15 protein-coding genes and 3 tRNA genes are annotated in these 22,507 nt (G+C 35.6%); 2 read left to right on the forward strand and 16 right to left on the reverse strand.

Going from position 1 to position 22,507, the window contains the following annotated elements; genetic code table 11:
- The 13 genes from OEW74_RS16880 to OEW74_RS16940 form a co-directional block, all read right to left on the reverse strand.
- Positions 1-1,338 (reverse strand): hypothetical protein (locus OEW74_RS16880; protein ID WP_265429587.1); only part of this gene is annotated, 1,338 nt, incomplete at its 3' end.
- Between the two features lie 17 nt (positions 1,339-1,355).
- Positions 1,356-2,291, reverse strand: a complete 936-nt coding sequence (locus OEW74_RS16885) for a formyltransferase family protein (protein WP_265429588.1) — start codon at positions 2,289-2,291, stop codon at positions 1,356-1,358.
- Complete coding sequence (locus OEW74_RS16890) at positions 2,291-3,412, reverse strand: ABC transporter substrate-binding protein (protein WP_265429589.1); 1,122 nt, start codon at positions 3,410-3,412, stop codon at positions 2,291-2,293. Before OEW74_RS16890 ends, OEW74_RS16885 begins: the two co-directional genes overlap by 1 nt.
- A 57-nt stretch (positions 3,413-3,469) precedes the next feature.
- The gene (locus tag OEW74_RS16895) at positions 3,470-4,012 is read right to left on the reverse strand and encodes a phage tail protein (protein WP_265429590.1); all 543 of its coding nucleotides are present in this window, start codon (positions 4,010-4,012) and stop codon (positions 3,470-3,472) included.
- Between the two features lie 35 nt (positions 4,013-4,047).
- Complete coding sequence (locus tag OEW74_RS16900) at positions 4,048-4,587, reverse strand: phage tail protein (protein ID WP_265429591.1); 540 nt, start codon at positions 4,585-4,587, stop codon at positions 4,048-4,050.
- Between the two features lie 53 nt (positions 4,588-4,640).
- Positions 4,641-5,180, reverse strand: coding sequence for a phage tail protein (locus tag OEW74_RS16905; protein ID WP_265429592.1), 540 nt, complete (start codon positions 5,178-5,180; stop codon positions 4,641-4,643).
- A 739-nt stretch (positions 5,181-5,919) separates the two neighbouring features.
- A tRNA-Asp gene (locus OEW74_RS16910) sits at positions 5,920-5,993 on the reverse strand.
- Positions 5,994-6,027: 34 nt separating this feature from the next.
- Positions 6,028-6,101: transfer RNA gene (locus tag OEW74_RS16915), tRNA-Asp, on the reverse strand.
- 186 nt (positions 6,102-6,287) lie between these two features.
- On the reverse strand, positions 6,288-7,304 hold the full coding sequence (locus tag OEW74_RS16920) for a bestrophin family protein (RefSeq protein WP_265429593.1): 1,017 nt from the start codon (positions 7,302-7,304) through the stop codon (positions 6,288-6,290).
- A 13-nt stretch (positions 7,305-7,317) separates the two neighbouring features.
- A complete protein-coding gene (locus OEW74_RS16925) occupies positions 7,318-8,928 on the reverse strand; it encodes a Na+/H+ antiporter (protein ID WP_265429594.1) in 1,611 nt (536 codons plus the stop codon).
- A gap of 258 nt (positions 8,929-9,186) precedes the next feature.
- Positions 9,187-12,276, reverse strand: a complete 3,090-nt coding sequence (locus OEW74_RS16930) for a T9SS type B sorting domain-containing protein (protein ID WP_265429595.1) — start codon at positions 12,274-12,276, stop codon at positions 9,187-9,189.
- A gap of 98 nt (positions 12,277-12,374) precedes the next feature.
- Entirely contained in the window at positions 12,375-14,660 is a 2,286-nt protein-coding gene (locus OEW74_RS16935; protein ID WP_265429596.1) for a T9SS type B sorting domain-containing protein, read from the reverse strand.
- A gap of 624 nt (positions 14,661-15,284) precedes the next feature.
- Positions 15,285-17,564 (reverse strand): fibronectin type III domain-containing protein, encoded by a 2,280-nt coding sequence (locus tag OEW74_RS16940; RefSeq protein WP_265429597.1) that lies wholly within the window; start codon positions 17,562-17,564, stop codon positions 15,285-15,287.
- Positions 17,565-17,840: 276 nt separating this feature from the next.
- Between OEW74_RS16940 and OEW74_RS16945 the strand changes: the two genes are divergently transcribed.
- Both OEW74_RS16945 and OEW74_RS16950 read left to right on the forward strand, forming a co-directional pair.
- Positions 17,841-19,484: a helix-turn-helix domain-containing protein gene (locus OEW74_RS16945; protein ID WP_265429598.1), complete on the forward strand. Its 1,644-nt coding sequence runs from the start codon at positions 17,841-17,843 to the stop codon at positions 19,482-19,484.
- Positions 19,481-20,620: a tetratricopeptide repeat protein gene (locus tag OEW74_RS16950; protein ID WP_265429599.1), complete on the forward strand. Its 1,140-nt coding sequence runs from the start codon at positions 19,481-19,483 to the stop codon at positions 20,618-20,620. Before OEW74_RS16945 ends, OEW74_RS16950 begins: the two co-directional genes overlap by 4 nt.
- A gap of 117 nt (positions 20,621-20,737) precedes the next feature.
- Here the strand turns inward: OEW74_RS16950 and OEW74_RS16955 are convergent.
- From OEW74_RS16955 to OEW74_RS16965, 3 genes are all read right to left on the reverse strand, one after another.
- Positions 20,738-20,811 (reverse strand) — tRNA-Asp (locus OEW74_RS16955).
- A gap of 130 nt (positions 20,812-20,941) precedes the next feature.
- Positions 20,942-21,259 carry a thioredoxin gene (trxA, locus tag OEW74_RS16960; protein WP_034682284.1) on the reverse strand — a complete coding sequence of 106 codons (318 nt, stop codon included), beginning with the start codon at positions 21,257-21,259 and terminating at the stop codon, positions 20,942-20,944.
- Between the two features lie 72 nt (positions 21,260-21,331).
- Positions 21,332-22,507: a cysteine desulfurase family protein gene (locus OEW74_RS16965; RefSeq protein WP_265429600.1), complete on the reverse strand. Its 1,176-nt coding sequence runs from the start codon at positions 22,505-22,507 to the stop codon at positions 21,332-21,334.

The raw sequence follows: 22,507 nt of genomic DNA on the forward strand, positions 1-22,507 counted from the left end.
ATTAGTAACAACTGTTGTTCCTGAAATTGCTGTAGGTTGAGTGATTGTAGCAGTTGCAGTAGTAGAACATCCAAGATTATCAGTAACTGTTACAGTATAAACTCCTACACCTAAACCTGTTGCTGTTGCTGCAGTTCCACCGCTTGGTGACCATGAATAAGTATAAGGAGGGAATCCTCCTGATGCTGTAACCGTGGCAGTACCATTGTTACCTCCATTACATGATACATTTGTTTTAGTGGTGGTTGCAGAAATAGACGAAACCGTTAATGTTGCACTATTTGACGTTGCCGAACCTGAAGAATTAGTAGCAACGCAACGATATTGATATCCGCTCATTGTTCCTGTTGCTCCAGTTATCGTTAAAGTACTTGTGGTAACTCCTGAAAATGGTGCTACATTAACTAAAGCAGCAAAACCACTACCTGTATTTTGGTACCATTGATAAGAAGTAGCACCTGTTGCAGTAATAGAAAACGTTGTACTTCCACCAGAACAGATTGTTCTATTTGGTGGGTTTCCTGTAATTACCGGATTACTACCAATAAACTGACATCCTGAATATGCCGTTGTACCTGCAGAAGCTAAAAGCGACCAGTTCCCCATAGTCATTACCGCTGAACGTATTGAAGCAGCTGTAGTGGTTGGTGTCCCCGTACAGTTAAATGACCCAGATTGAGCAACAATATTTCCTGATTGTGCCCCTGTATAAAATGCACTTGTTCCTCCAACAAGTCCGGGAGGCATCAATGAAGAATTAGGACCTGCTGGAACTCCAACATTCCATCCTGCTGTTGTAGTTCCTCCTCCTGGGTAATACAAGTAGTTAATTCCTGCAATACAGTAAGCTCCACTTCCTGTAATAGAACCATTACCTCCCTGAAATGCAATAATCTGATCCCCCGTATTGGCTAATGAAAGACCATTGGTGGACGAACCATCAGTAACTGTAACAGTGCCATTTGTAGTTGATGTGCCGGTTACCGGGTTATAAGTAGAAGCTACAAGCCCTACTATATGTATTTCTGTTCCCATGGGAATTGCCGTACTACTTATCCAAGTAATGGCGGATTCTGATCCTCCGGCAGCTTGCCATGCTCCAGAGCCTTGATATCCTCTATCGGTAAAGCTAATAGTTGTTCCTGCCGAAATATTTGTAAGCAGAACAAAAGAAAACTTGTCTCCCACTCCTGTTAAAGGAGTAGAATCATAACTTGTAAACGCAATATCCCCTGCTACGAGGGTCGTTTGCGCATTGGCTGTAAAGCCCAACAATGACGATCCTGCTATGAGGACCGCCTTTGTCAGCGTTTTGATTTTTGAATAAAAATTTCTCATATTTAATTCATTTTAGGTTAAAGATTTACAAACCGGCTGCCTTTTTTCATACCAAAAGCAAACAGTTTGTGACCGCTCATAAATCCTTCATCTGTGTAGATGATATCTAATCGAAGTTGAGTTTCATTATTACATTTTACAATTAATCCATTATTTTCGTCTAACGTCAGAATAGTTCCGGGAATCTCAGACTGATGTGAAGTTTCATTAATTACTGTAGCTTCCACCACTCTTATATTCCAGCCATTCCATTGTGTGTATGCTCCTTTATTCCACGGATTGCACGCTCTCGATAAAGCCTCGATGGTTTTAGCATCATGCTTTTGCCACGAAATACAAACATCCGCAGCTGCAGGTTTTGCGAAATATTTAGCATTGCCTTCGTCTTGTTTTATGCCTTTAGAATTATTTTTTAATAAGATTAAAAGTTCACTTAATAAATTTGCTCCCAACCATGACAAGTTGGTACAAAGCACCCCGTGAGTCATATTTATTGAAAGAGGTAAAATCTTTTTCAAGATAATTGCCCCTTTATCAATTTTATTTTCGATGGTATGAACGGTAATCCCAGTTTCTTTTGCACCACTTCTGATTGATTCAAAAACAGGATCTGCACCTCTCATTTCGGGCAATAATCCGTAGTGAAAATTGTAGAATTTACCTTGATGTTTATTTAAAACTTCCGCAGGTATCTTCCAGGGAAACGTCATGGTGAAAATAAATTGAGCATTTGTTTTAGTGATCAATTCTTCCAGCTGAGCAGAAAGATTTTCTTTTTTAATTATTAGTAATGGTATTCCGGACTGCTTTGAAAGCATTAAACAAAAATCGATGACGTCTGCATTTGCTTCCGGTACTCCTAAAGCACAAAGTCGACCTTGCGAAGCTAAAGCCTGCAAAGCCGGAATCGCCATGCGATTGTTGCATAAAACTACTATTTTGGATGCTGTCATTATGATTCTAAACACGCATAAGCATTGAGCCACGAATTAGCTTCAATACTTTGAATGTATTTAATATTATTATTTAAACTTTCACGCTCAGATTCTGTCACCGAGGCAACCTCAACGTCTTTCAAAAGACAATTACCTGTAGTTTCATCTTTTGAAACCGTTGCATAATAAACCGGAGCTTCTGTGAATCTGTTTTCAGGATTCATATAAACCTTTCCACGTGGCGAATTGATGGTAATGCCATCGAAATTTTCGTTTTCAAATGAAATAAAAAGAGCAGCTTCCCATCCCAATAAAGAGAAAAGATTGGCTTTACCTTCTTTAATACCGTTCATTATAGTTACAAAAGTTTCATTTTCGGGCGTTTTTAAAGTTTTAGACCAAGCTACAGCAGAACTCCAGTCGCTTCCCGGATAAGGCATTTTAGAAAGCCAGGCTTCATCAGATGTAAAACCCGTTCCGTATACCGAATGATTGCTTACAAGATCATTTCCAGCTCTGAAAAAATCGTGTGCCATATCGCCACAAAATGTTGCTAAAACAGCAGTTTCTTTTTGTTGTTCAAGATATTCTGTAAGTGGGGCTAAAGTGAAATCTTCACGACGCAAAGAGGTAACATGATTAAAACCTATTGCACCTCCTTTCTCTTCAACGGCAGCCGGATAGATGTAAGACGGACGATAGCCCGCATCGTAAAAAGAACACGTAAACGCAAAATTCTTATGCCCTTCTTCAATTGCTTTATGAGTGATAACTCTTGTACACAGACCTCCCTGAAGAGATATAAAATACGCATTGGAAAGCCTTCCCTGAAAAGCAGGAAAATGATATCCACTGTCTAAAACAATTAATGTTTTGCCTGAAGATCCGAAAAGTGGGTGAATAAACTCCGCCGAAATAGGATTGATGTATCCAATAATAATATCTGCACCTTCTAAAAGGAATTGCTCGCAACGCTCATAAATTTCTTCATGTTTTGCTGCAACGCCTATTCCTGCCGATACGATTTCGTGGTGACCTTCCAAGCCGATATTTTTCAATGCTTGCTTAAAGCCATCCATCATATCAAAAGACATTGAAGGATAAATAACAGATCGTGGTAAAAGTAAAGCTATTTTCATTTTTTTTTCGATAAAGCCTCTAATCGAACGAACTATTAGAGGCTTTTTTATTATTAATTATGATCTTGAAGGGAAAATTCCGTATAAACAAATGATGTAATTCATTCCTAAAAACGGTTGCTGAATATTAATTGGCTGACTTCCTCCTGCAACACTTAAATTGAATGCCGTTGTAATTGGTCTTAATGCCGTATCTGCAGTCTGGTTTGAATATAAGCCTTGTAACGAGGCAAGTGTGGCATTAGAGGGAGAACCAGTATCACCTCCTTCAGAAAATGTTTTAATAGAAGCTGTTTCTGTACCAGAAGCATGATTGTGCATAGGTAAATTGGAAGTAAGTAAAGTCACTGTTGGTGTACCATCCATTTCTCCAAGTGTCCAGCTATCAACTCCTGCTGCACTTCCTGTTCCCATAGCTGTTCTGCCTGCAAAATTTGGCAATGCAAATGTTGTCACTCCATTTCCGCCATACATTGTTCCTAAAAGTGCAAAAAGTGCCTGATTTGTATTGATTGCTAATAATTGTCCCTGACAAAAAGCCCAAGATTTTGGAGCAAAATTTCCTGCGAACATTCTTATTTCTGACATTGTTCCATCCATGATGATTAGTTTTTTAGAATTAAAAATTTACTTAATTATGGTCTGCTTGGATAAATTCCTTCACAGCAAATAATGTAATTGGCTGCCAAGACAGGTTGTAAAATTTCAAAAGGAATACCGCTACCTACAGCAGACAAAGCTCCAGAAGCCGTAGCCGGAGCAATATTTGTATCTGCAGGCAAAGTAGAATAAGCACCTTGGAGCCCTCCCAAAATAGTTCCCGAAGGTGAACCTGTTTCTCCTCCTTCTGAAAAAGCAGGAAATGCAATAGTAGCTATTGCGTTATGAGTGTGCATCGGCATTTGTGAAGTAGTCATTGTTACATTTTCTGTACCTCCTTCCTGACCCAATGTAATATTTTGCAAACCAGCTCCCTGACCTGTTCCTACAGCAACACGACCACGTAAATCTGGCACACCAAATGTAGTTTGCCCATTACCACCAAAAGTAGTTCCTAAGATTGAAAAAAGTGTAGAGTAAGTTGCTATGCTATATTCTGTTCCGTCGCAGAAAAACCATCCTCTTGGTGCGAAATTTCCCGCAAACAATCGAATTTCACCTATATAACCTTCCATAGTATTTTAGTTTTAATTATTATTAGTTTAAAAAAATTCAGAATGACCTAAGATTAACTTCTAGATGGGAAAACTCCATACATGCAAATAATATAATTCATGCCTAGAGATGGCTGAGTAATATTAATTGGTATGCTTCCGCCTGTAACTCCCACCTGAATATTCAAAGGAGTAGCTCTGGTAGCAGAGTCACTTGCTTGAGATGTATACATAGATCCCTTTGAAGCCAAAACATTATTTGTAGGAGTTGCAGAGTCTCCTTCTTCCGAATATGCCGGAATCACAATATTTCCTCCCGCAGTATGAGTATGCGGCGGAAGATTTGAAATTGTAAGCGTTGTAGTATTTGTACCCGTCATCTCCCCTAAGTCGTAGTAAGATAATCCAGGTCCCTGCCCTGCTCCTACTGCAGATCTTCCTGAAAGATTAGGTAAGCCGAAAGTGACTTTTCCGTCTCCTCCATAAGTGGTTCCCAAAATAGAGAATAAAGCGGTATTTGCTCTGATTGCGATTAACGCACCATTACAATACGACCAATCTCTAGGTGCAAAGTTTGCAGCAAAAAGGCGGATTTCTCCTATTGTTCCTTCCATAGTTATTTGTTTTTTAAAGTGAAGCAGATAAATTTTATCTTTTTTAGTAAAATAGATTAGAATTTTGAGATTAAACTCATAGAGATATAACACCCACTCGAATAATTTCAGCGGGGTATAATAATGTACAAAACTTCAGTTTATCACATATTATTTTATATGGATAAATTAAAGCATGCAACTACATTGATTTTAAATTTTAAAAATTAATAATCAACGAATCGAAAGAGGGATTTTTGTAAATTGTTTCATGCTAATTTAGGTTATCGGTTGACTTTAGTTTTATTCTTCAATTACTAACAAATATAAAATATTACTTAACAATTGATAACAAATATACATTTATTATAATTATAATAACACAATAATTCATAATATTTTAAAATTAATATTTTGTTTAAATTAAAACATTAAATATAATTGATTATTAATAATATATTATTATGTTAAATACTTATCGTCAAAATTAAAAATTGTAAAACATATACAGTTACGTATTTATACTGATTTTAATATGCAATAATTCTAAGTTGATACAAAAATGATAAAGATTTCGTTCGGAATAATTTAAATGCCTCTTCACCCTACTATACACAAGAAACGGATATATTTATAATCGTTAATTGGATTGGATTAAATTTAATTATTAATCACGATTATTTAATTAGAAAAAGTTTTTAGCAAAAGGATTTCATACAAAATAAAAAAGCTTCAAAACATTTGTTTTGAAGCTTTTATGCGATCCGGACGGGACTCGAACCCGCGACCTCCGCCGTGACAGGGCGGCATTCTAACCAGCTGAACTACCGGATCAATTTTTTTTAAAGTTAAAATTGTAAAACTTATGCGATCCGGACGGGACTCGAACCCGCGACCTCCGCCGTGACAGGGCGGCATTCTAACCAGCTGAACTACCGGATCTTTTTGCAATGCCCAGAAGAATTATCTTCCGTTATTGTGGTTGCAAATATATAGCTTTTTTCATTATCTGCAAACTATAATTATTAATTTTATTAGAATTAGAGATAAATTACAGAGTATCAATCGTATTATTTTTAATAAATCATTTAATCTGATTAATTGCAGACTTAAAGTTTAGATAAAATATTACATTAAAATGTTGTTGACAGGTTGCAATGCAGGTGGAAGATCCGTTTCACCAAGCATTTCTCGAAGATCGATCTCAATATTTCTTGAAATCTGAGTGATCGGAATATCATTGGGATTTCCTTCAAAAGGATTTTCGGTACTTTCACCAATTTGTTCCAAAACAAGGAAAACCCACCCCACCAAAACAGTGAAAGGAATAGTAAGCCAGATAATATGCACACCAAATTTATCAATCATTTTAGAAAACTCTCCCAAAAAACCAAATGGCAGCAAGAAACACAACATATTGGTAAAATATAAATTGATGCTTGTAAATTGTCTCGGGTATGGGAAGTTTTTAATCCGCTCACATTTTCCCTGTTGGTCATAAAGATCTTTCAGCTGATTTTCTAAAGCCACATAATTGTAGTTTGAAATCAAGCCTTCCTCATTAAGCTTTCTTAAATGTTCTGACTGAATGGCGAGAATTTGTGTCGCTCTGTTTTTGGTCGATAAAATATAACCTAGCTCTTTTTCAGAAAGAAAAGGTTTGAGTTCTTCCGACAAATCACTCTCCCACTCCGGAACTTTGTAATATTTCAGATATTCTTTGTAGTAACTTCTTACTTTTACATTTTCCCAGCTTTTGGTTTCTCTCAACTGAAATCTCATGGCAGTAAGCCAAGCAAAATGACGGTAAATAATTTCGGTATGAAGTTCAGATTCTTTCAGTTTATCATTATTTCTTACAAAATCTTTCACCATAATTCCGAAGGCACGACTGCTATTGATGATTGCTCCGTAAATTTGTCTCGCTTCCCAAGTTCGGTTGTAGGTTTGTGTGTTTTTAAATCCCGAAATGAAAGCGGTTGCTGTACCCAACAATGCAATCGGAACCCAAGGAATTGCCAACCAATTTAATTCTAAAAAATAAAAAAGAAGCGTGGGAATGATACTCAACACGAGCATTTTGTAAATTTTAGCGCGTGTCCAGGGAATGAAATGCTTAAGCTTGTAATGAGAATTTGTATTCATGTTTTTTAGTAAATTAATGACCTCCTCCTGTAATTTTCAGTTCATTCAAATCGAGTTGAAGCTCGGCTTTACGGATTTCTTCATCTGAAAAAAGTTTTTCTTTTCTCATTCTGAATAATTCTTTTCTTTGAATAGCATAAATTTCTAAAAGCAGATGATGATATTTTTTGATTTCCCGATGTTCGGTTTCGTCACATTCTAAAGATTCCAATCGTTTATTAGCAACCTGAATATCAGATTCTAAATTAGATTTATAAAAAGCGACCAGTTCATTATCATTTAATTCACCTTCATATTTCTTGTTGACTATCTGAAGAGCAGTATTATCTAAAATAAGCTGAATTCCTGTTTTTTGCTCTTCTTCAGGAGCGATATTATCTATTTCTTTAAGCTTAATTAATTTAATAATAAAAGGTAAAGTCAAACCCTGAAAAACCAAAGTAATGAATATCACAACGAAGGTGATAAAAATAATAAGATTACGTTGCGGAAAAAGTGTTCCTTTATCATCCAGATAAAAGGGAATTGAAAGCGCAGTTGCCAATGAAACAACTCCTCTCATTCCTGCCCAACTGATTACAACAGGGCCTTTCCAACCCGGAGAAGGATCTTGCCTCGCTTTTGCGCTCAACCATCTCGGAATATGGGCAATAGGAAAAACCCATAAAAACCGTAGTAAAATAATGATTAAACTTACAATTGCTCCATATTTTACGCCTTGCCAAACTGAATAATTTCCCAGAGATTCAACAATCTGAGGAAGCTCTAATCCAATTAAAACAAAAACAACTGCATTCATTACGAAAATTAGCGTCGTCCAAACTCCAAGCATATTTAATCTTGTGTTTCCGGTTTTAAAAATCTCATGAGAACGCCACGAAATAAATAATCCTCCGGTAACCACTGCCATTACTCCTGAAAAATGAAACTGCTCTGCCGCGAGAAATAAAATATAAGGCGTCATTACTGTTAAAGCCGCATCAATTGCCGGAGTTGTCGGTAAAAAACGGTGAATCACGTACATAATATGCGCACCGACGAGACCTACTACAATTCCCATTCCTGCAACGAGGAAAAACTGTCCGGTTGCTTCCTGCATTGAAAAAGTTCCGGTAATTACGGCAAGTAACGCAAATTTAAAAACAATTAACGATGAGGCATCATTTACCAAACTTTCGCCTTCCAAAATCGTCATCAATCTTTTTGGAACTCCCATTCCTTTTAAAACGGTAGCTGCTGCAACTGCATCGGGCGGCGAAATAATTCCACCCAAAAGAAATCCTAAAGCAAGCGTAAACCCGGGAATAAAAGAAGAGGTAAAGTAAGCAACGATCGTTGAAGTAAAAAACACCAAACCAAAAGCCAGCAAAGCAATTGGGCGTTTCCATTTCCAAAAATCTGTCCATGAAGTGTACCAAGCCGCTTCATACAATAATGGCGGTAAAAATATCAGAAATATGATTTCCGGATCTAAGCCAACATGTGGAATTCCGGGAATAAAACTGATTCCCAAACCTGCAATAACGAGAAAAATAGGATAAGCCACTTTGATACGCTGAGCCAACATGACCAGCATAAACACAGAAAACAAAAGTCCTAAGACCAATAATATAGAATGATGCATTTTATTTTTTCAGTTTGTGTAAATAATCTGGGCGAAATTATTATTTTAAATATTAATTACCTAGACACAATTATTAATTTTAATATTTATTTTAAAATAAGATAGTAATAATACAAAAAAAGCAGTAAAATAAATTTCACTGCTTTCATTTCTAAATTTAAGACTTTGATCATGTATAAAAAAGAGGCTGCCTTTTCCCAGAAGGCAACCTCAAAACAAATTATTCCCTCTTCATCAATCCCTAATACTACTACTGTATTATTCTCTGTTTTTTACCAAAATCCAGTCGGCATACATTACAGACACCTGCGTTTCTGGCTCTGTCCATTTTATTTCGTACCAATATGTACCGGTGCTTATTGGCATTCCTCCAATTTTTCCGTTCCATTTATACGTTTTATCTACATCAGAAGAATAAATCAGATGACCATATCTGTTGAAGATTGAGATTTTTAAATCTTTAAGGTAAGCCAATGCCGAATAATCTAAAGTGTCGTTTCTACCGTCTCCGTTGGGCGTAATTGCATTCACAAGATTAGGAACAGTGATCTGAGCTTGAACCGGAGCACAATCGTTGATATCTTTTACATAAAATATATTTTTACCTCGAGGAAGGTTTGTAAATACATTAGAATCTTGCCAGAAAAATCCATCGTTAGAGTATTTGTAAGGAGCCGTTCCGCCTTCTGCAATTACTGTTGCTGTGTTATTGCTAACATTTATTTTTTTTATTTTTGGAAGCGGGAAAGCGTGTACTTTCACAAACTGCTTGGTTTTACAGCCATTAAATTCTAAAATAACCCAATAATCTCCCACAGGAACATTTTGTATAGCCTGAGTCGTTGCACCTGTACTCCACAAATAAGAATTATAACCTGGTCCTGCATCTAACGTAGTAAAAGCTTCGGAACAGATTATTTTATCTATTAAAACACTTGAAGGTTTTGGAGGAATAACGTTAAGAGTAATCTTGGCAAATTCAAAACATCCATTTATAGAAGTGATCTTCACATATACAAAACCATTAGGCGAAACGTATGCTGTTGCCGGAATAATTTCATTGGTTCCGTTGGTGGCATCAAGCAATGTTGGAAAATATGTTCTTATTGACGGGATGGTAGTTGTAACGTTAGCTGCAGTTAAATCAAAAGTTGCTGTATTTGGATTGTTTTCGTTGAAACATCCATTTAAAACAGCATCCATTGCCACTACTCGAGGGAAAAACTGAAGTGTAATTTTTGCATTCTCAGTACACCCATCTGCGGTAGTTACTTTTACAAAAACGGTAGCAGGAACTGCCGATGGATATGCATTCGCAGGGATAATCTCGTTGATGTTTGCATTAAGATCTGCCAAAGTAGGATAATATTTTTTTATTGCTGTAAGAGGAGTTCCCACATTCGCTGCAGTTAAATCAAAAATACCAATTCCGTTTACTTCACATGCGCTTATCGTTGTATCGGTTAATACCAAAGGAACTACTGTAATATTTACTTTTACCTGTTCACAGTCTGTAAAATTCGGATCGTTTCCACAAAATTTGTAGGTAAAAGTATCGTTTATTGTTCCCGCATTGGCAGTATAAGTTAAAACACCTGTTGTTGAGTTTAAACTTAAAGTTCCGTTCGCCGGTGGCGTAATGATCTGAACTGTAGCCGGAACCGGAATTTGTGCAGAGTTTGTAAAAGCAGGCGTAATTGTAATAGGCACTCCTGTCGCACAAATATTTAATGGTGTTACCGTATTTGCTAAACATGTATATACTTTGTAAGGATACGTTGTAAGAGGCACACAAGTACCTTCGGTAATTGATACAGTATAACTTCCTCCTTGTGTTGGTGTATATGTATTTAAATTAGCACCAGGAATTGGATTTCCGTTAAGATTCCATTGGTAGTGAGCAAAACCAGCTTCTACTTCCAAAACCATTCCTGGAACACAGTCTCCTGTTGTTTTTTTGATTACAGGAATAGAATTAAATCCTGCGAAATAACCTCCATAACCTAAATTTCCGCTTCCTCCGGCGATTCCTGCAGTGACTGCTTTTGTAGAAGTCACCGTAACATTTCCTGAAATATTGGGAATAGAATAAGAAACCCAATCAGGAGTTCCTGTTACCGGAAAAGGTCCTTGTGCTGCGGTTGTAGGCAAATTATTTACCAATACTGTTGCCCCGGTTTGCGTAAGAATATTCAGTTTTACAAAAAGTGGCGGATTAAAAGTGGCTCCATAAGGCATCTCTTCTATTTTGCCTATTTCATCAATCGTTTTAGGCAAAAAACAATTTAAAGGCGGCATATAATTAAACCCTTCCGTGGCATCATTATCCTGAGTACCAGACAAAAGCTGATATACATATACATTTTTGCTCGATTTGATATACATATTAAGATGACCCGGCCCATTTACGACATAATTCATCGCAGTAACACGGTAATATTGACCTTCATTCAATGTTGCTACAGGAGCAGGATTGTTGTTTAATCTAATTTCTGTATTGTTTTCAGTTGCTACGATAATAGCGCCTTCAATTTCAGGAAGCAGATTTCCCATTCCTTTAATAAGCACAAACTCATTTCCTAAACGTTCTACAGGAACCGACTGATCCATGATAATATCTTCTCCGTTATAAGGAGGAGTCAATCCAAATTGTCCACGAAAGTTTCCGTTGGTAACAGATACCGGTTTTGTAGACTCTATTTTAGCTCCAATAAAACCATCTTTATTTCCTGGTTTAGTAGCGTACCCGGCAAAAATATAAGATTGACCTTTATTTAAAGTAATGGTAATCGTAGGATGGGTAAGCCCATTAAAGTTATTGTAAAACCATGTCGTCATGGCATAACCAGAAACTTTAACCTGAGTATTATCTTCGGTCGCTAAAATTCCACACGTAAAATTTAAAGTATTTGTATTGTTCATCAACGGAGCATAAACTGCATGAAACTTTGTACCGATGCCTGCTTTTCCTTTCGACGTTAAAATTTCACCATGATTGATTTCCGAAAATCTATAGGTTGCAAAAAACGGGAGATCACCATGAAGATAAAGTCCTCTGGTTTTTACACTCATCGCATCAGCAGGATTTTGACCTAACATCAAATTTATCGGGACATCAAATGTTTGCGGACTTCCTTTACTTATCGTTACCGTTCCTATCACAATATTGTTATTGTAAATCGTAACAGGAAATGGAACTGTGCTATCTGTAGATAAAAATAAAGCCTGTTTGGGGCTACCATTAGCCAAACTCCCTGCCATCGGAGCAAACCAATGATCGGTATCTCTTTGTGCCCATATAGAAGTAGAGAAAAAAGACCATATTAGTAGTAATAGTATTCTTTTCATAAATTATAAGGTAAATTATGCCTATCATCTACAGCAGTTAAAACAAATTATTACTGTTGCAGATATTGCGATTATTAAAAGTTTTGTTATTTCGAATATTAATTCGTGTTTTTTACCAAAATCCAGCCCGTATATTTTATAAGAGTATTTTGCTGACTGGGTTCTTTCCATGAGATTTCATACCAGTAGCTTCCTGTGAGCATTTTTTTGTTGCTGAATTTTCCGTCCCATGTATAATTGTTGAAGGCAGTTCCTTTGAAAACCTGATTTCCATATCTGTCGTAGACTGAAAAAGATAAATCTTTCTTGTACTTAAGAGCTGAATAAGAAATCACATCATTAATGTTATCTCCATTTGGAGTAATTGCATTAATAATATTGATAAGTGTTATTTCTACCTGTATCGGTTCGCAGTTATAGGAATCTTTTACATAAAATTTATTCTGCCCGTTCGGAAGATTGGTAAACACATTAGAACTTTGCCAGTTGATATTATTTATGGAATACATATAGGGCGGTTTTCCTCCCTCCACTGACAATACAGTTTGATTGTACTCAGAAGTAATGCTTTTAATCACAGGACTTAGTGCCGGTTTTACAGAAACTTCCTTCTTACTGAAACAACCGTTATATCCTAAAATAACCCAATAATTTCCGACTCCTACGTTAGATATAGATTGTGTGGTTTCGCCGGTGCTCCATTCATAAGATTCAAAACCAGAACCGGCATCCAAAGTTGTTCTTTCATCAATGCAGATGATTTTATCGGTAAGTAAAGAAGGAATTTGCGGAGGCATTACCACTTCAAATACAGGAGTTGTCGCAGGAGGACAAGTTCCTCCTACCGATACAGTGACCGTATAATTTCCTGCCTGAGTTGGGCTGTATGTATTAGTTGTTGCTCCCGGAATTGGGTTTCCGTTAAAATTCCATTGGTAGGTTGCGTAGCTGTCATCTACTTCCAAAATCATTCCCGGAATACAGTTCCCATTAGTTTTAGCAATAACAGGAATGGAAGAGAATCCTGCGAAATAACCACCATAACCTACTGCGTCATCACCTGCTGCAATACCTGCAGTCACTGCTTTTGTAGATTTTACTGTGATATTTCCTGTTACATTGTTTACAGAATAAGTTTGCCAGTTTGGATTTCCAGTAACAGGATAAGGACCCTGAGTTCCTGATAAAACAGTGTTATTTACAGATACCGTTGCACCTGTTTCGGTAATAATATTTAATTTAACAGTAGGGTTAAACGTTGTATAATGAGGCATAACATCAATCATTCCAATTTCATCTATTTTCTTTGGAAGGAAACAGTTGATTGGCGGAATATAATTAGCTCCGGGTGTGATATCGCTCTTTGAAGTAGTTCCCGCCATCAGCTGATAGACATAGATATTTTTGGTGCTTTTTATCCGCATGTTATAATGTCCGCTAAAATTCTGGCTGATGTATCCTGTAGAATTTATTCTGTAAAATTCTCCTTCATTTAACGTAGTAATAGGAGTCGTTTCATCATTAAGATAGACTTGAGTATTGTTTTCTGTCGCCACAACGATAGCTCCTTCTGTATTTTCCGCTAAAAGAGCCATCCCTTTCATCAATATATACTCATCACCTAAACGTTCTGTAGGGATAGACTGATCCATCAAAATATCACCTCCGTTGCTTGACCCAACAATTTGACCATTGAAATTTCCATTGGTAACCGTTATTGGTTTATTGGCTACTATTTTAGCTCCGATAAATCCTGTTTGATTTGCCAGAATATTTCCTATACCTTCTATGATGTAAGACTGCCCTTTATTTAAGGTAAAAGTCATGGTAGGATTACTAGCTCCTGTGCTTCCATTAGAAAATTGAACGGCAGGATTATAGCCCGAAACTGTGATCGTTGTATTATCTTCCGTAGCCAAAATACCGCTGGTAAAATTATAGGCTGTTGATGATACAGTAATAGGTGCATAAGTTGAATAGAATTTTTTACCGATCCCGGCTTTTCCTTTTGAGGTAAGAATTTCAGCATGTGCTCTTACAGAAAATCTGAATGTACAGAAAAAAGGCTTCTCTCCTTTTACATACAAACCTTTGGTTGTAGCTTTAAATAGCTCAGTCTGAGTATCTGCAATCATCATTTCCATAGGAATGTCGAATGATTGTGGACTTCCCTTACTAATCGTTACTGTTCCGATAACTATATTATTATTGTAAATAGTAGCCGTAAAAGGGGTCGCCGAGTCTGTAGATAAAAACAAAGCCTGTCTATCATTATTACGATTAAGACTAGACATCATGGGCGCAAACCAATGTTCGGTATCTCGTTGTGCCCAAATAGAAGTAGAAAACAGAAACAGTATTAATAGTAATAGTATTCTTTTCATAAGTTATAAAGAAAAATTAAATTAAGTCTATCATAAGCAGCTGTGTCATAAACTTTGTACTGTATGATATTGCGATTATTATAAAATATTTGTTGAAATAATTTTGCTTCATTCAGAGCAAATCAGACGAGAAATGTTCTTATCATTTTCTTGAATTAAATTTTTTATAATTGAAAATAGGTATAGCTTCTAATCATATATAATGTTTAAAGTAATTGGAATAATTAAACCTGCATTTTTGAGAGTTGGGAAACAATGAAGGCATCAAGAATGAATTCAGTCAAAAAAAACTGCCATAACTGCGGAGCTACTACCACCGCTTAATTATGGCAGAACTAACATAAGTTTTAAAGCTTTTCTTAAATGGATTAGAATAAATAATATCGTTTTCACTTAAATTTCATTCATTTCCAAAGAAACTGCGAGTGGCCGAGAAACACAATAATTAATTATGCTGTCTTCTTTACTAATGCCATTTCATTTTAATTAAATATTTAGAGTGTGAAATTTTGTTTTCTTAAAATTTATTTGGAGTAAAAAAGAGATTGTTGGCTTGGTATCTGATAAAAACTGCCATAAAAGCGACGCTACTACTCGCCGCTATTTATGACAGAGACAACATATCTACTTTTTAACTGCTTTTATGGTTTTAGAATTTCCATTCTTCATATTCAATTTTATCATGTACACACCTGATGTAAGATCATGTAATGAAATTGTCTTTTCAGATCCTTTCAATTGTTTCATCATTTTTCCTGAAAGATCATATACTACCACCGACTGCAGTTCTACATTCCCTGAAACAGTGATGATATCTGTAAACGGATTCGGATAAATAGCAATGTCTTGTTTTGCTGAAATTTCACTCACTCCCAACGAAGCCGTAGGTGCCCAAGAAATATCATCATAATAATAATTCACATTTCCTCCTTCTGCAAATGTTGTGTATATGGCAAGTCTTGCGTTGGCCGGAACAGTATTGGGTACCGCAACAATATACTCGCTTGCTCCTGTATAAGCTGTATTGGTAATATTTACATCTTGAATCAATACAAACGAATTAATATCTGCAGGATTTGTTACATAACCAATTTTTATTTTACCTGTATTTACACTGCAATATGCTCTAAATGATAAAGAATGAGTTCCCGCATTGATGTTATTCAATTCCGGCAAAATAGCCATCGAAGAACCTGTAAGAGGTCTCTGCATAATATGTTTAGTTCCGGAATACGCTCCCGTTCCATTAACATTTACACTTCCTATTCCTGTAACCAATCTACCCCAACATGTAGCATTGGTTATTAATCCTGCATTATAAGAATCAAAATTTTCAAAAAGTGATGTTTGTGGAGCACAAAGAGTTAATGTAGAACTAATATTTGACCATAAACTTTGATCTGTCGCACTACATCTTGATCTTACCCATATATAATATGTCGTAGCAGAATTAAGACCTTGTAATGTATAAGGATTTGCCGTTATTCCTGTTAAATTAGGTACTGTTGTCGCAGTTGGAGGTGTATTGTTTGTGCTGTAATAGATATCATAACCCATTGCTGGTGCAGGTGTAGAAGCCGTCCATGCAACATCGGCTGTAGCACTGGTTACATTAGACAAGACCACATTAGTTGGTGCAAAGCAAGTTGCCTTTGGTTCCCAATATACATTATCCCAATAGATATTTACAGCAGGTACTCCACCATGTTTTATTGCTAATCTCGCATTAGCCGGTACCGTATTAGGTATTATTACAGTATATTCATACCCATCAAATACAGTATTGCTTACATTTACTGATTGAATATTAACAAACGAAGCGGCATTGGTATCATTAGTAACATATCCAATATCCAATACTCCGGCACTGCTGCTTACTTTTGCTTTGAACCTCAACCAATGCGTTCCTGCATTCACGTTACTAAAGGCAGGAAGTACTGCAATCACACCATTGGCTGCTCCATTAGCACTTTGGAACATTGCTTTTGAACTGTTTACGCCATTTCCTGCAGAGATACTTTGAGAACCTCCACCCAGAATAATTCTGTCCCAGCAATCTGCACTATTTGTTCCGGTTGCAGCTGTTTCAAAATCTTCATACATAGCAACTTTTGGGTCGCATTTTGTTTTAAATATTCCACGTAAAGACCAAGCACTTTTATCTGAAGCACTACAAACTGATCTTACATAGTAATAATAGGTAGTAAACGAAGTTAATCCTCCAAGAGACGCAGAAGTCGTTGTGCTGGTTCCAGAAGCAGGTGTAGAAGCATCTGGTACAACATTAGATGAAGAGTAATAATATTCGTAACTATTACCTGGAACCGTTGTAGGAGCATCCCAAGAAATAGTAGCATCGCCATTAGTTAAATTTGAAGAAACCAATGCTGTAGGAACGAAGCACGTAGGCGTTGGATCGATTTTTAAACTAAAATCTACAAAATTACCGTTGGTATTGGGGCCACAAGGGTTTGATGTTGCAGAAAGACCTGTTCCTGTTTGTACTCTTATTCTGTAAATTCCTGGCGCCTGAGCCGGCGGAACAAAAAATTGGTCATCAACAATTGAATAGCCAGATATTCCTATGGGATTTTCGTAAAAATCATTAAAATCGCCATTGCCAGTCCAATCTACCCAAACAAGGGCTTTAGTGCCACCTCCACCGAATTCCATGTGTACTTTTACAGTTCCTCCCGGATAAGAGGTTACCGTCTGAGTTGCAGAATTATTTACATAAGCCTGATGTGAGCTTGCGTCATAATACAAAGCTCCCTGATCAGAAAATATTGCGTTTTTTAAATAATAAGTAGTGGATGTTCCTGTAGTTGGTGTACAGTAAGTTTGTGCATCCAACTTAAAAAAAGGAAGAAGTAAGATCATCCAAAAGAGATAATGTTTTCTCATTGTAGTTCTATTTTTAAAATTAAACATGTAATTAATAGCGTACAATTATTAAGCTTTTTTTCGCCTCTGCATTTTCTACTTTGATCATCAAAATTTTAGAGTAAATCTAAATTTTCAGTCCGCTTAAAGATTTAAACAATATTAGTGTTATATTTGTCCTATATGAAGAAACAGGCTTGCAGAATTCATTGAATTTACAAGAATTAAAATCACAAAACTTTAAAAATCAATACATTAAGAAAAACCATTATTAAGAGACAGTTAATCGAAATTATCGTGAAAAACAAGGCAGAAAACTATTTTAACTGTAAAAAAACTCTAAAAAATAATGTCTTCTTATTATTTTTAATCGTCTTATTTCCTCTATTTACCTATGGACAAAAAGGTCCGGATTTTAGTATTTTAACAGACAAATCTTTTCAAAAATTATATCAAAATCCGGAAGATTGTATTAGCTATTCTCAAAGCCTTTTAATCAGTGATAAAAATTTAGAGCATAAAATTGTTTTAAGAAATATTCTTTCTCAAGCTTATGCGATGCAGGGAAATTATGTACAGTCACTAAACATTTACAATCAGAAAGAAGAGGAAGAAGGCATCGGAAAATATGGACAATTGCACTTTATCCATCTCTTTAGTGAATACAGCCTTGCCGATCAATATCAGAATCTCGGACTTTACAGTCAATCTAAAAAGATAATTTCCAATATTTTACAAAATAAAGATCTGCTGAAAAGTCGTGATATGAAGGTAAAAACTACCATTGCAAAATTGTATCAGCTTCAGGCAATCAACCTCGGAATTACAAGAAATTATCCGGAAGCCTTTCAAAATCTTATCATAAGTAATCAATATCTTACGGGTCACAATAAAGAAAATACCATTCTACTCTGGGAAAATAAGATTTTCAGAGCTTCTTACCTTCTCAGACAAAATAAATTAGAGGAAGCAAAAAAACTGCTCGATGAAATTATTCGTGAAGTGAAAAACAATGGAGATTATCCTTTTATTACAGCTTTTGCTTACGAAAACCTTTCTCGTTATTATTTTCAGAAAGAAGATTACAACACTGCTATCAAAAGTTTAGAGAACGGGCTTTTGCAAATCGAAAACCTGCCTTACAATAATATTAAAATCGTTTTTTACGAATTATTTACAAAAAATTATTTAGCGCTAAATAATGATGAAAAATACCATCATTACAATAATCTCTATACAGATCTGAAAACAAAACTGGATTCCAACAAAAAGGAAGGAATACAGTACATCGTAAAACTGGTAGAAACCTATAATAAGAAGAATTTTGAAATTCAGAAACAAAACAAAATAAGACAATTCAGAAATATCACTATTGTTGTTTTATTTTTTGTTTTGGGAATTGTTGCCTATTTTCTTTACGAATCTCGAAGAAGTAAAGACCTGAAAAAACAACTTGTTTTTTTTGAAAAACAAAAAGAAAGGGAGAAAGCTATACAATTACATTTTAGTACATTAAAAAATGGTATAGAAAAAGAGAAGGAACAGAAAATTACAGAAAAAGAATCTCCAAAAGTTTCAAAAGAAAAAGAAGACGAAATTTTGCAGAGGCTTCAAGAATGGGAACTGTCTACCAATTTTTTAAGTAAAAATATGTCGATTTCTATTTTATCTGCACAAACAGAAATCAATACGAAATATCTTTCTGAGGTAATCAACAGTAATAAAGGGAAAAACTTTAATGCCTATATTAATGAATTAAGAATTAACCACATTGCAAGTTTATTAAAAAACGATCCTGCTTTTCTCAACTATAAAGTAAGCTATCTTGCCGAATATTCGGGCTTTTCTTCACATGGAGCATTTACCAATGTATTCAAATCGGTTACTGGGATGTCGCCTAATCATTACATTCAGGAAATCATTAAAAACAAAAGATCATGAAGTTAATTATTCACGTTTTTTTGCTGTTATTTTTGTTCTTTACAGTTTCTGTTTCAGGTCAAAAAACGCATGATGATTCATTGAGTATCATTATTAAAAAGGCCAATCAGGAGATTTACAATAATCCTGACAATGTAATTAAAACAGGAAAAAAACTCCTTAAAAACGAAAAAGACACCAAGAAATTAATCAGAATCTATCTGCTTTTATCTACTGCAGGATTTGCAAAAAGAGATTTTGATGAATCACTGCAATATATTTACAAAGCAAGAGAACTGGCAAAAAAAACAAATGACCCAAAAGTGCAAACTTCTGTTTTGATGACTGCTGCAGTGCAGTTTCAGCAAATGGATCTTTTAAGCAAAAGCATCGAGACCCTTGATGAGGTAGACAAATATTTGGCTGAGCTTCCGGAAGACCTTTCTCTTAAGCATTTTGAAACTGCCAGAAGTTTTGCTTTACGAGGAATGATTTATAAAAGCCAGGCAAATCCGGAAATTGCTCTTCAGGAATTCCTAATTGCCATTAAAAATTTTGAAAAAGTAGCCGATCAAAAAACAACCTTCTATAATCAAAGTATTATTTACTATAATATCGGAAACTGTTATCTTACAATTGGTGAACCCAACCAAGCTCAAAAAGCCTTTCAAAAATCGATTGATATTGCGCGTCTTATCAAGGCTAATAGCTTAGAAGCTTTTGCACTGAAAGGAATGTCTGAAATACCAAAACAAAAGCATCAAAATCAAGCAGCTTTAGACCTTTTGTTACAAGCTGAAAAGCTCAGTAAAAATATTGGTGATCTTACCCTTAATGAGGTAATCCATAAAGAAATGGCAGATAATTATCTGGCGATGGGGAAACAAAATCTTTATCAGATTTACAGTAAAAAGTACCTCGAAACCCGTCTCAAAAGGGAACAAAACGAACTAAGTTCTATTAATCATGCTCTTGACATTCATAATCTTGAATCTCAGAAAAAAAGTAAAGATATGATTACTCATTATCATTTTCTTGTTGCAGCTGTTGTATTATCCGGCGTTCTTATTTTGGGATTTTTCTTCTATTCTGTCTTGAAAATCAGAAGACGCAACCAAAGGGATCAGGAAGAAATTAAAAAACTTTTGAGTTCTTAAATTATTATGGCTCAATCCTAAAAGTTGGGAATAAAAAGAGATAATTGAGATTGCAAACGGATGAGGAGTTCACACAAAATAAAAAAGCTTCAAAACATTTGTTTTGAAGCTTTAATGCGATCCGGACGGGACTCGAACCCGCGACCTCCGCCGTGACAGGGCGGCATTCTAACCAGCTGAACTACCGGATCATTTTACAATTTTCAGAATTATCTTCCGTTATTGTGGTTGCAAAAATACAAATTTTTAGTAATTCTGCAAACTTTTAGAAATAAAAAATGCTCTCCAAAACGGAAAGCATTCATTATCAAAGTATTTTTTTTATAAGTGTGCGCTTAATTTCTCAGCGATTACTTCTTTCGGTGTTACACCAACCAATTTATCTACTACTTCACCATTCTTGAAAATAAGAACTGTAGGGATATTTCTGATTCCGTATTGCATAGAAATTTCCTGGTTGTTATCTACGTCTACTTTTCCTACGACAGCTTTTCCTTCAAAATCTGTTGCAACTTCTTCGATGATTGGTCCTAAAGTTCTGCACGGTCCGCACCATACTGCCCAAAAGTCTACCAATACCGGTTTGTCTGATTTTAAAACCGTTTCCTGAAACGAGCTATCTGTAATTTCTAAAGCCATTTTTTTATCTTTTAATTATTAATATTCTTTCTTATTTTTCTAATTCAAAATTACCACTTTAAAATGAAAAGCCTATCTATGCTCAACATTTGTATTTTCTATAACGAAATCTTTAGAGATCTCTTTTAAAGCAGTCACAAAAACATCGATATCATCTTTTGTCGTCATGTGGCTGAAAGATACACGCAAAGGTGTGCAATTATCCATTTCATCCTCAGAAAGTACCATCATCATTACCATAGAAGGTTTTGATGCTCCTGAAGAACATGCGCTTCCTTGTGACACAGCAATTCCTTTCATATCAAGCTGTAATCCGATTAAAGGATTTTTGTAAGGAAGTAAAAGACTTACTACAGTGTACAAACTGTTATCTGCTTCAGAACTTCTCCCGTTAAACTTCACTCCCGGAATTTCTGCAGCAACTCTGTCAATTGTATATTGCTTAATAGTCTGCATGTGTTCTGTATAAGCTTCCATATTATTTAATGAAAGCTCCAGAGCTTTTCCTAAACCTGCAATACCGGCAACATTTTCTGTTCCTGCTCTCAAGCTTCTTTCTTGAGGACCACCTGTAATAATCCCTTTTAAACCAATAGATTTTCTGATAAAAGCAAAACCAATTCCTTTAGGACCATGAAACTTATGCGCACTGCAAGATGCAAAATCAACAGGAATATCTGAGAAATCAAGATTCATGTGCGCCATTGTCTGAACGGTATCAGAATGGAAAAGTGCATTATTTTCTTTGCAAAGCTGTGCAATTTTCTTGATGTCTACAATATTTCCGATTTCGTTATTGGCATGCATTAAGCTTACCAATGTTTTTTTATCTGAATTTTTAAGTAGCTCTTCTAATTTGGCTAAATCAATATCTCCTTTTTCATTAGGACGAATATAAGCAACCTCTACCCCTTTTCTGTTTTTCATATCCAGAATACTCTCAGAAACACATTTGTGCTCCATCGGAGAGCTTATGATTCTTTCAATACCAAGATGTTCAACACTTGATTTGATGATCATATTATTAGATTCTGTACCACAAGAGGTAAAAATAATCTCAGCCGGAGTTACATGTAGATAATCTGCAACCTGTCTTCTTACATTTTCTATAAGAATCTTCGCTTCCTGACCAAAACTGTGGGTAGAAGAAGGATTCCCAAAATTCATTTTCATCGTATCGACCATTGCATCGATTACTTCTTCTGAAAGTGGCGTTGTAGCAGCGTTATCTAAATATATTTTATTCAT

It is taken from the genome of Chryseobacterium sp. YIM B08800 (assembly GCF_026163565.1).
Lineage (GTDB): Bacteria > Bacteroidota > Bacteroidia > Flavobacteriales > Weeksellaceae > Chryseobacterium.

Bases quoted from the DNA above. Each gene is read 5' to 3' on its own strand.
- OEW74_RS16885 (WP_265429588.1), bottom strand. From the start codon at position 2,291: ATGACAGCATCCAAAATAGTAGTTTTATGCAACAATCGCATGGCGATT.
- OEW74_RS16890 (WP_265429589.1), bottom strand. From the start codon at position 3,412: ATGAAAATAGCTTTACTTTTACCACGATCTGTTATTTATCCTTCAATG.
- OEW74_RS16895 (WP_265429590.1), bottom strand. From the start codon at position 4,012: ATGGATGGAACAATGTCAGAAATAAGAATGTTCGCAGGAAATTTTGCT.
- OEW74_RS16900 (WP_265429591.1), bottom strand. From the start codon at position 4,587: ATGGAAGGTTATATAGGTGAAATTCGATTGTTTGCGGGAAATTTCGCA.
- OEW74_RS16905 (WP_265429592.1), bottom strand. From the start codon at position 5,180: ATGGAAGGAACAATAGGAGAAATCCGCCTTTTTGCTGCAAACTTTGCA.
- OEW74_RS16920 (WP_265429593.1), bottom strand. From the start codon at position 7,304: ATGAATACAAATTCTCATTACAAGCTTAAGCATTTCATTCCCTGGACA.
- OEW74_RS16925 (WP_265429594.1), bottom strand. From the start codon at position 8,928: ATGCATCATTCTATATTATTGGTCTTAGGACTTTTGTTTTCTGTGTTT.
- OEW74_RS16930 (WP_265429595.1), bottom strand. From the start codon at position 12,276: ATGAAAAGAATACTATTACTACTAATATGGTCTTTTTTCTCTACTTCT.
- OEW74_RS16935 (WP_265429596.1), bottom strand. From the start codon at position 14,660: ATGAAAAGAATACTATTACTATTAATACTGTTTCTGTTTTCTACTTCT.
- OEW74_RS16940 (WP_265429597.1), bottom strand. From the start codon at position 17,564: ATGAGAAAACATTATCTCTTTTGGATGATCTTACTTCTTCCTTTTTTT.
- OEW74_RS16950 (WP_265429599.1), top strand. From the start codon at position 19,481: ATGAAGTTAATTATTCACGTTTTTTTGCTGTTATTTTTGTTCTTTACA.
- trxA (WP_034682284.1), bottom strand. From the start codon at position 21,259: ATGGCTTTAGAAATTACAGATAGCTCGTTTCAGGAAACGGTTTTAAAA.
- OEW74_RS16965 (WP_265429600.1), bottom strand. From the start codon at position 22,507: ATGAATAAAATATATTTAGATAACGCTGCTACAACGCCACTTTCAGAA.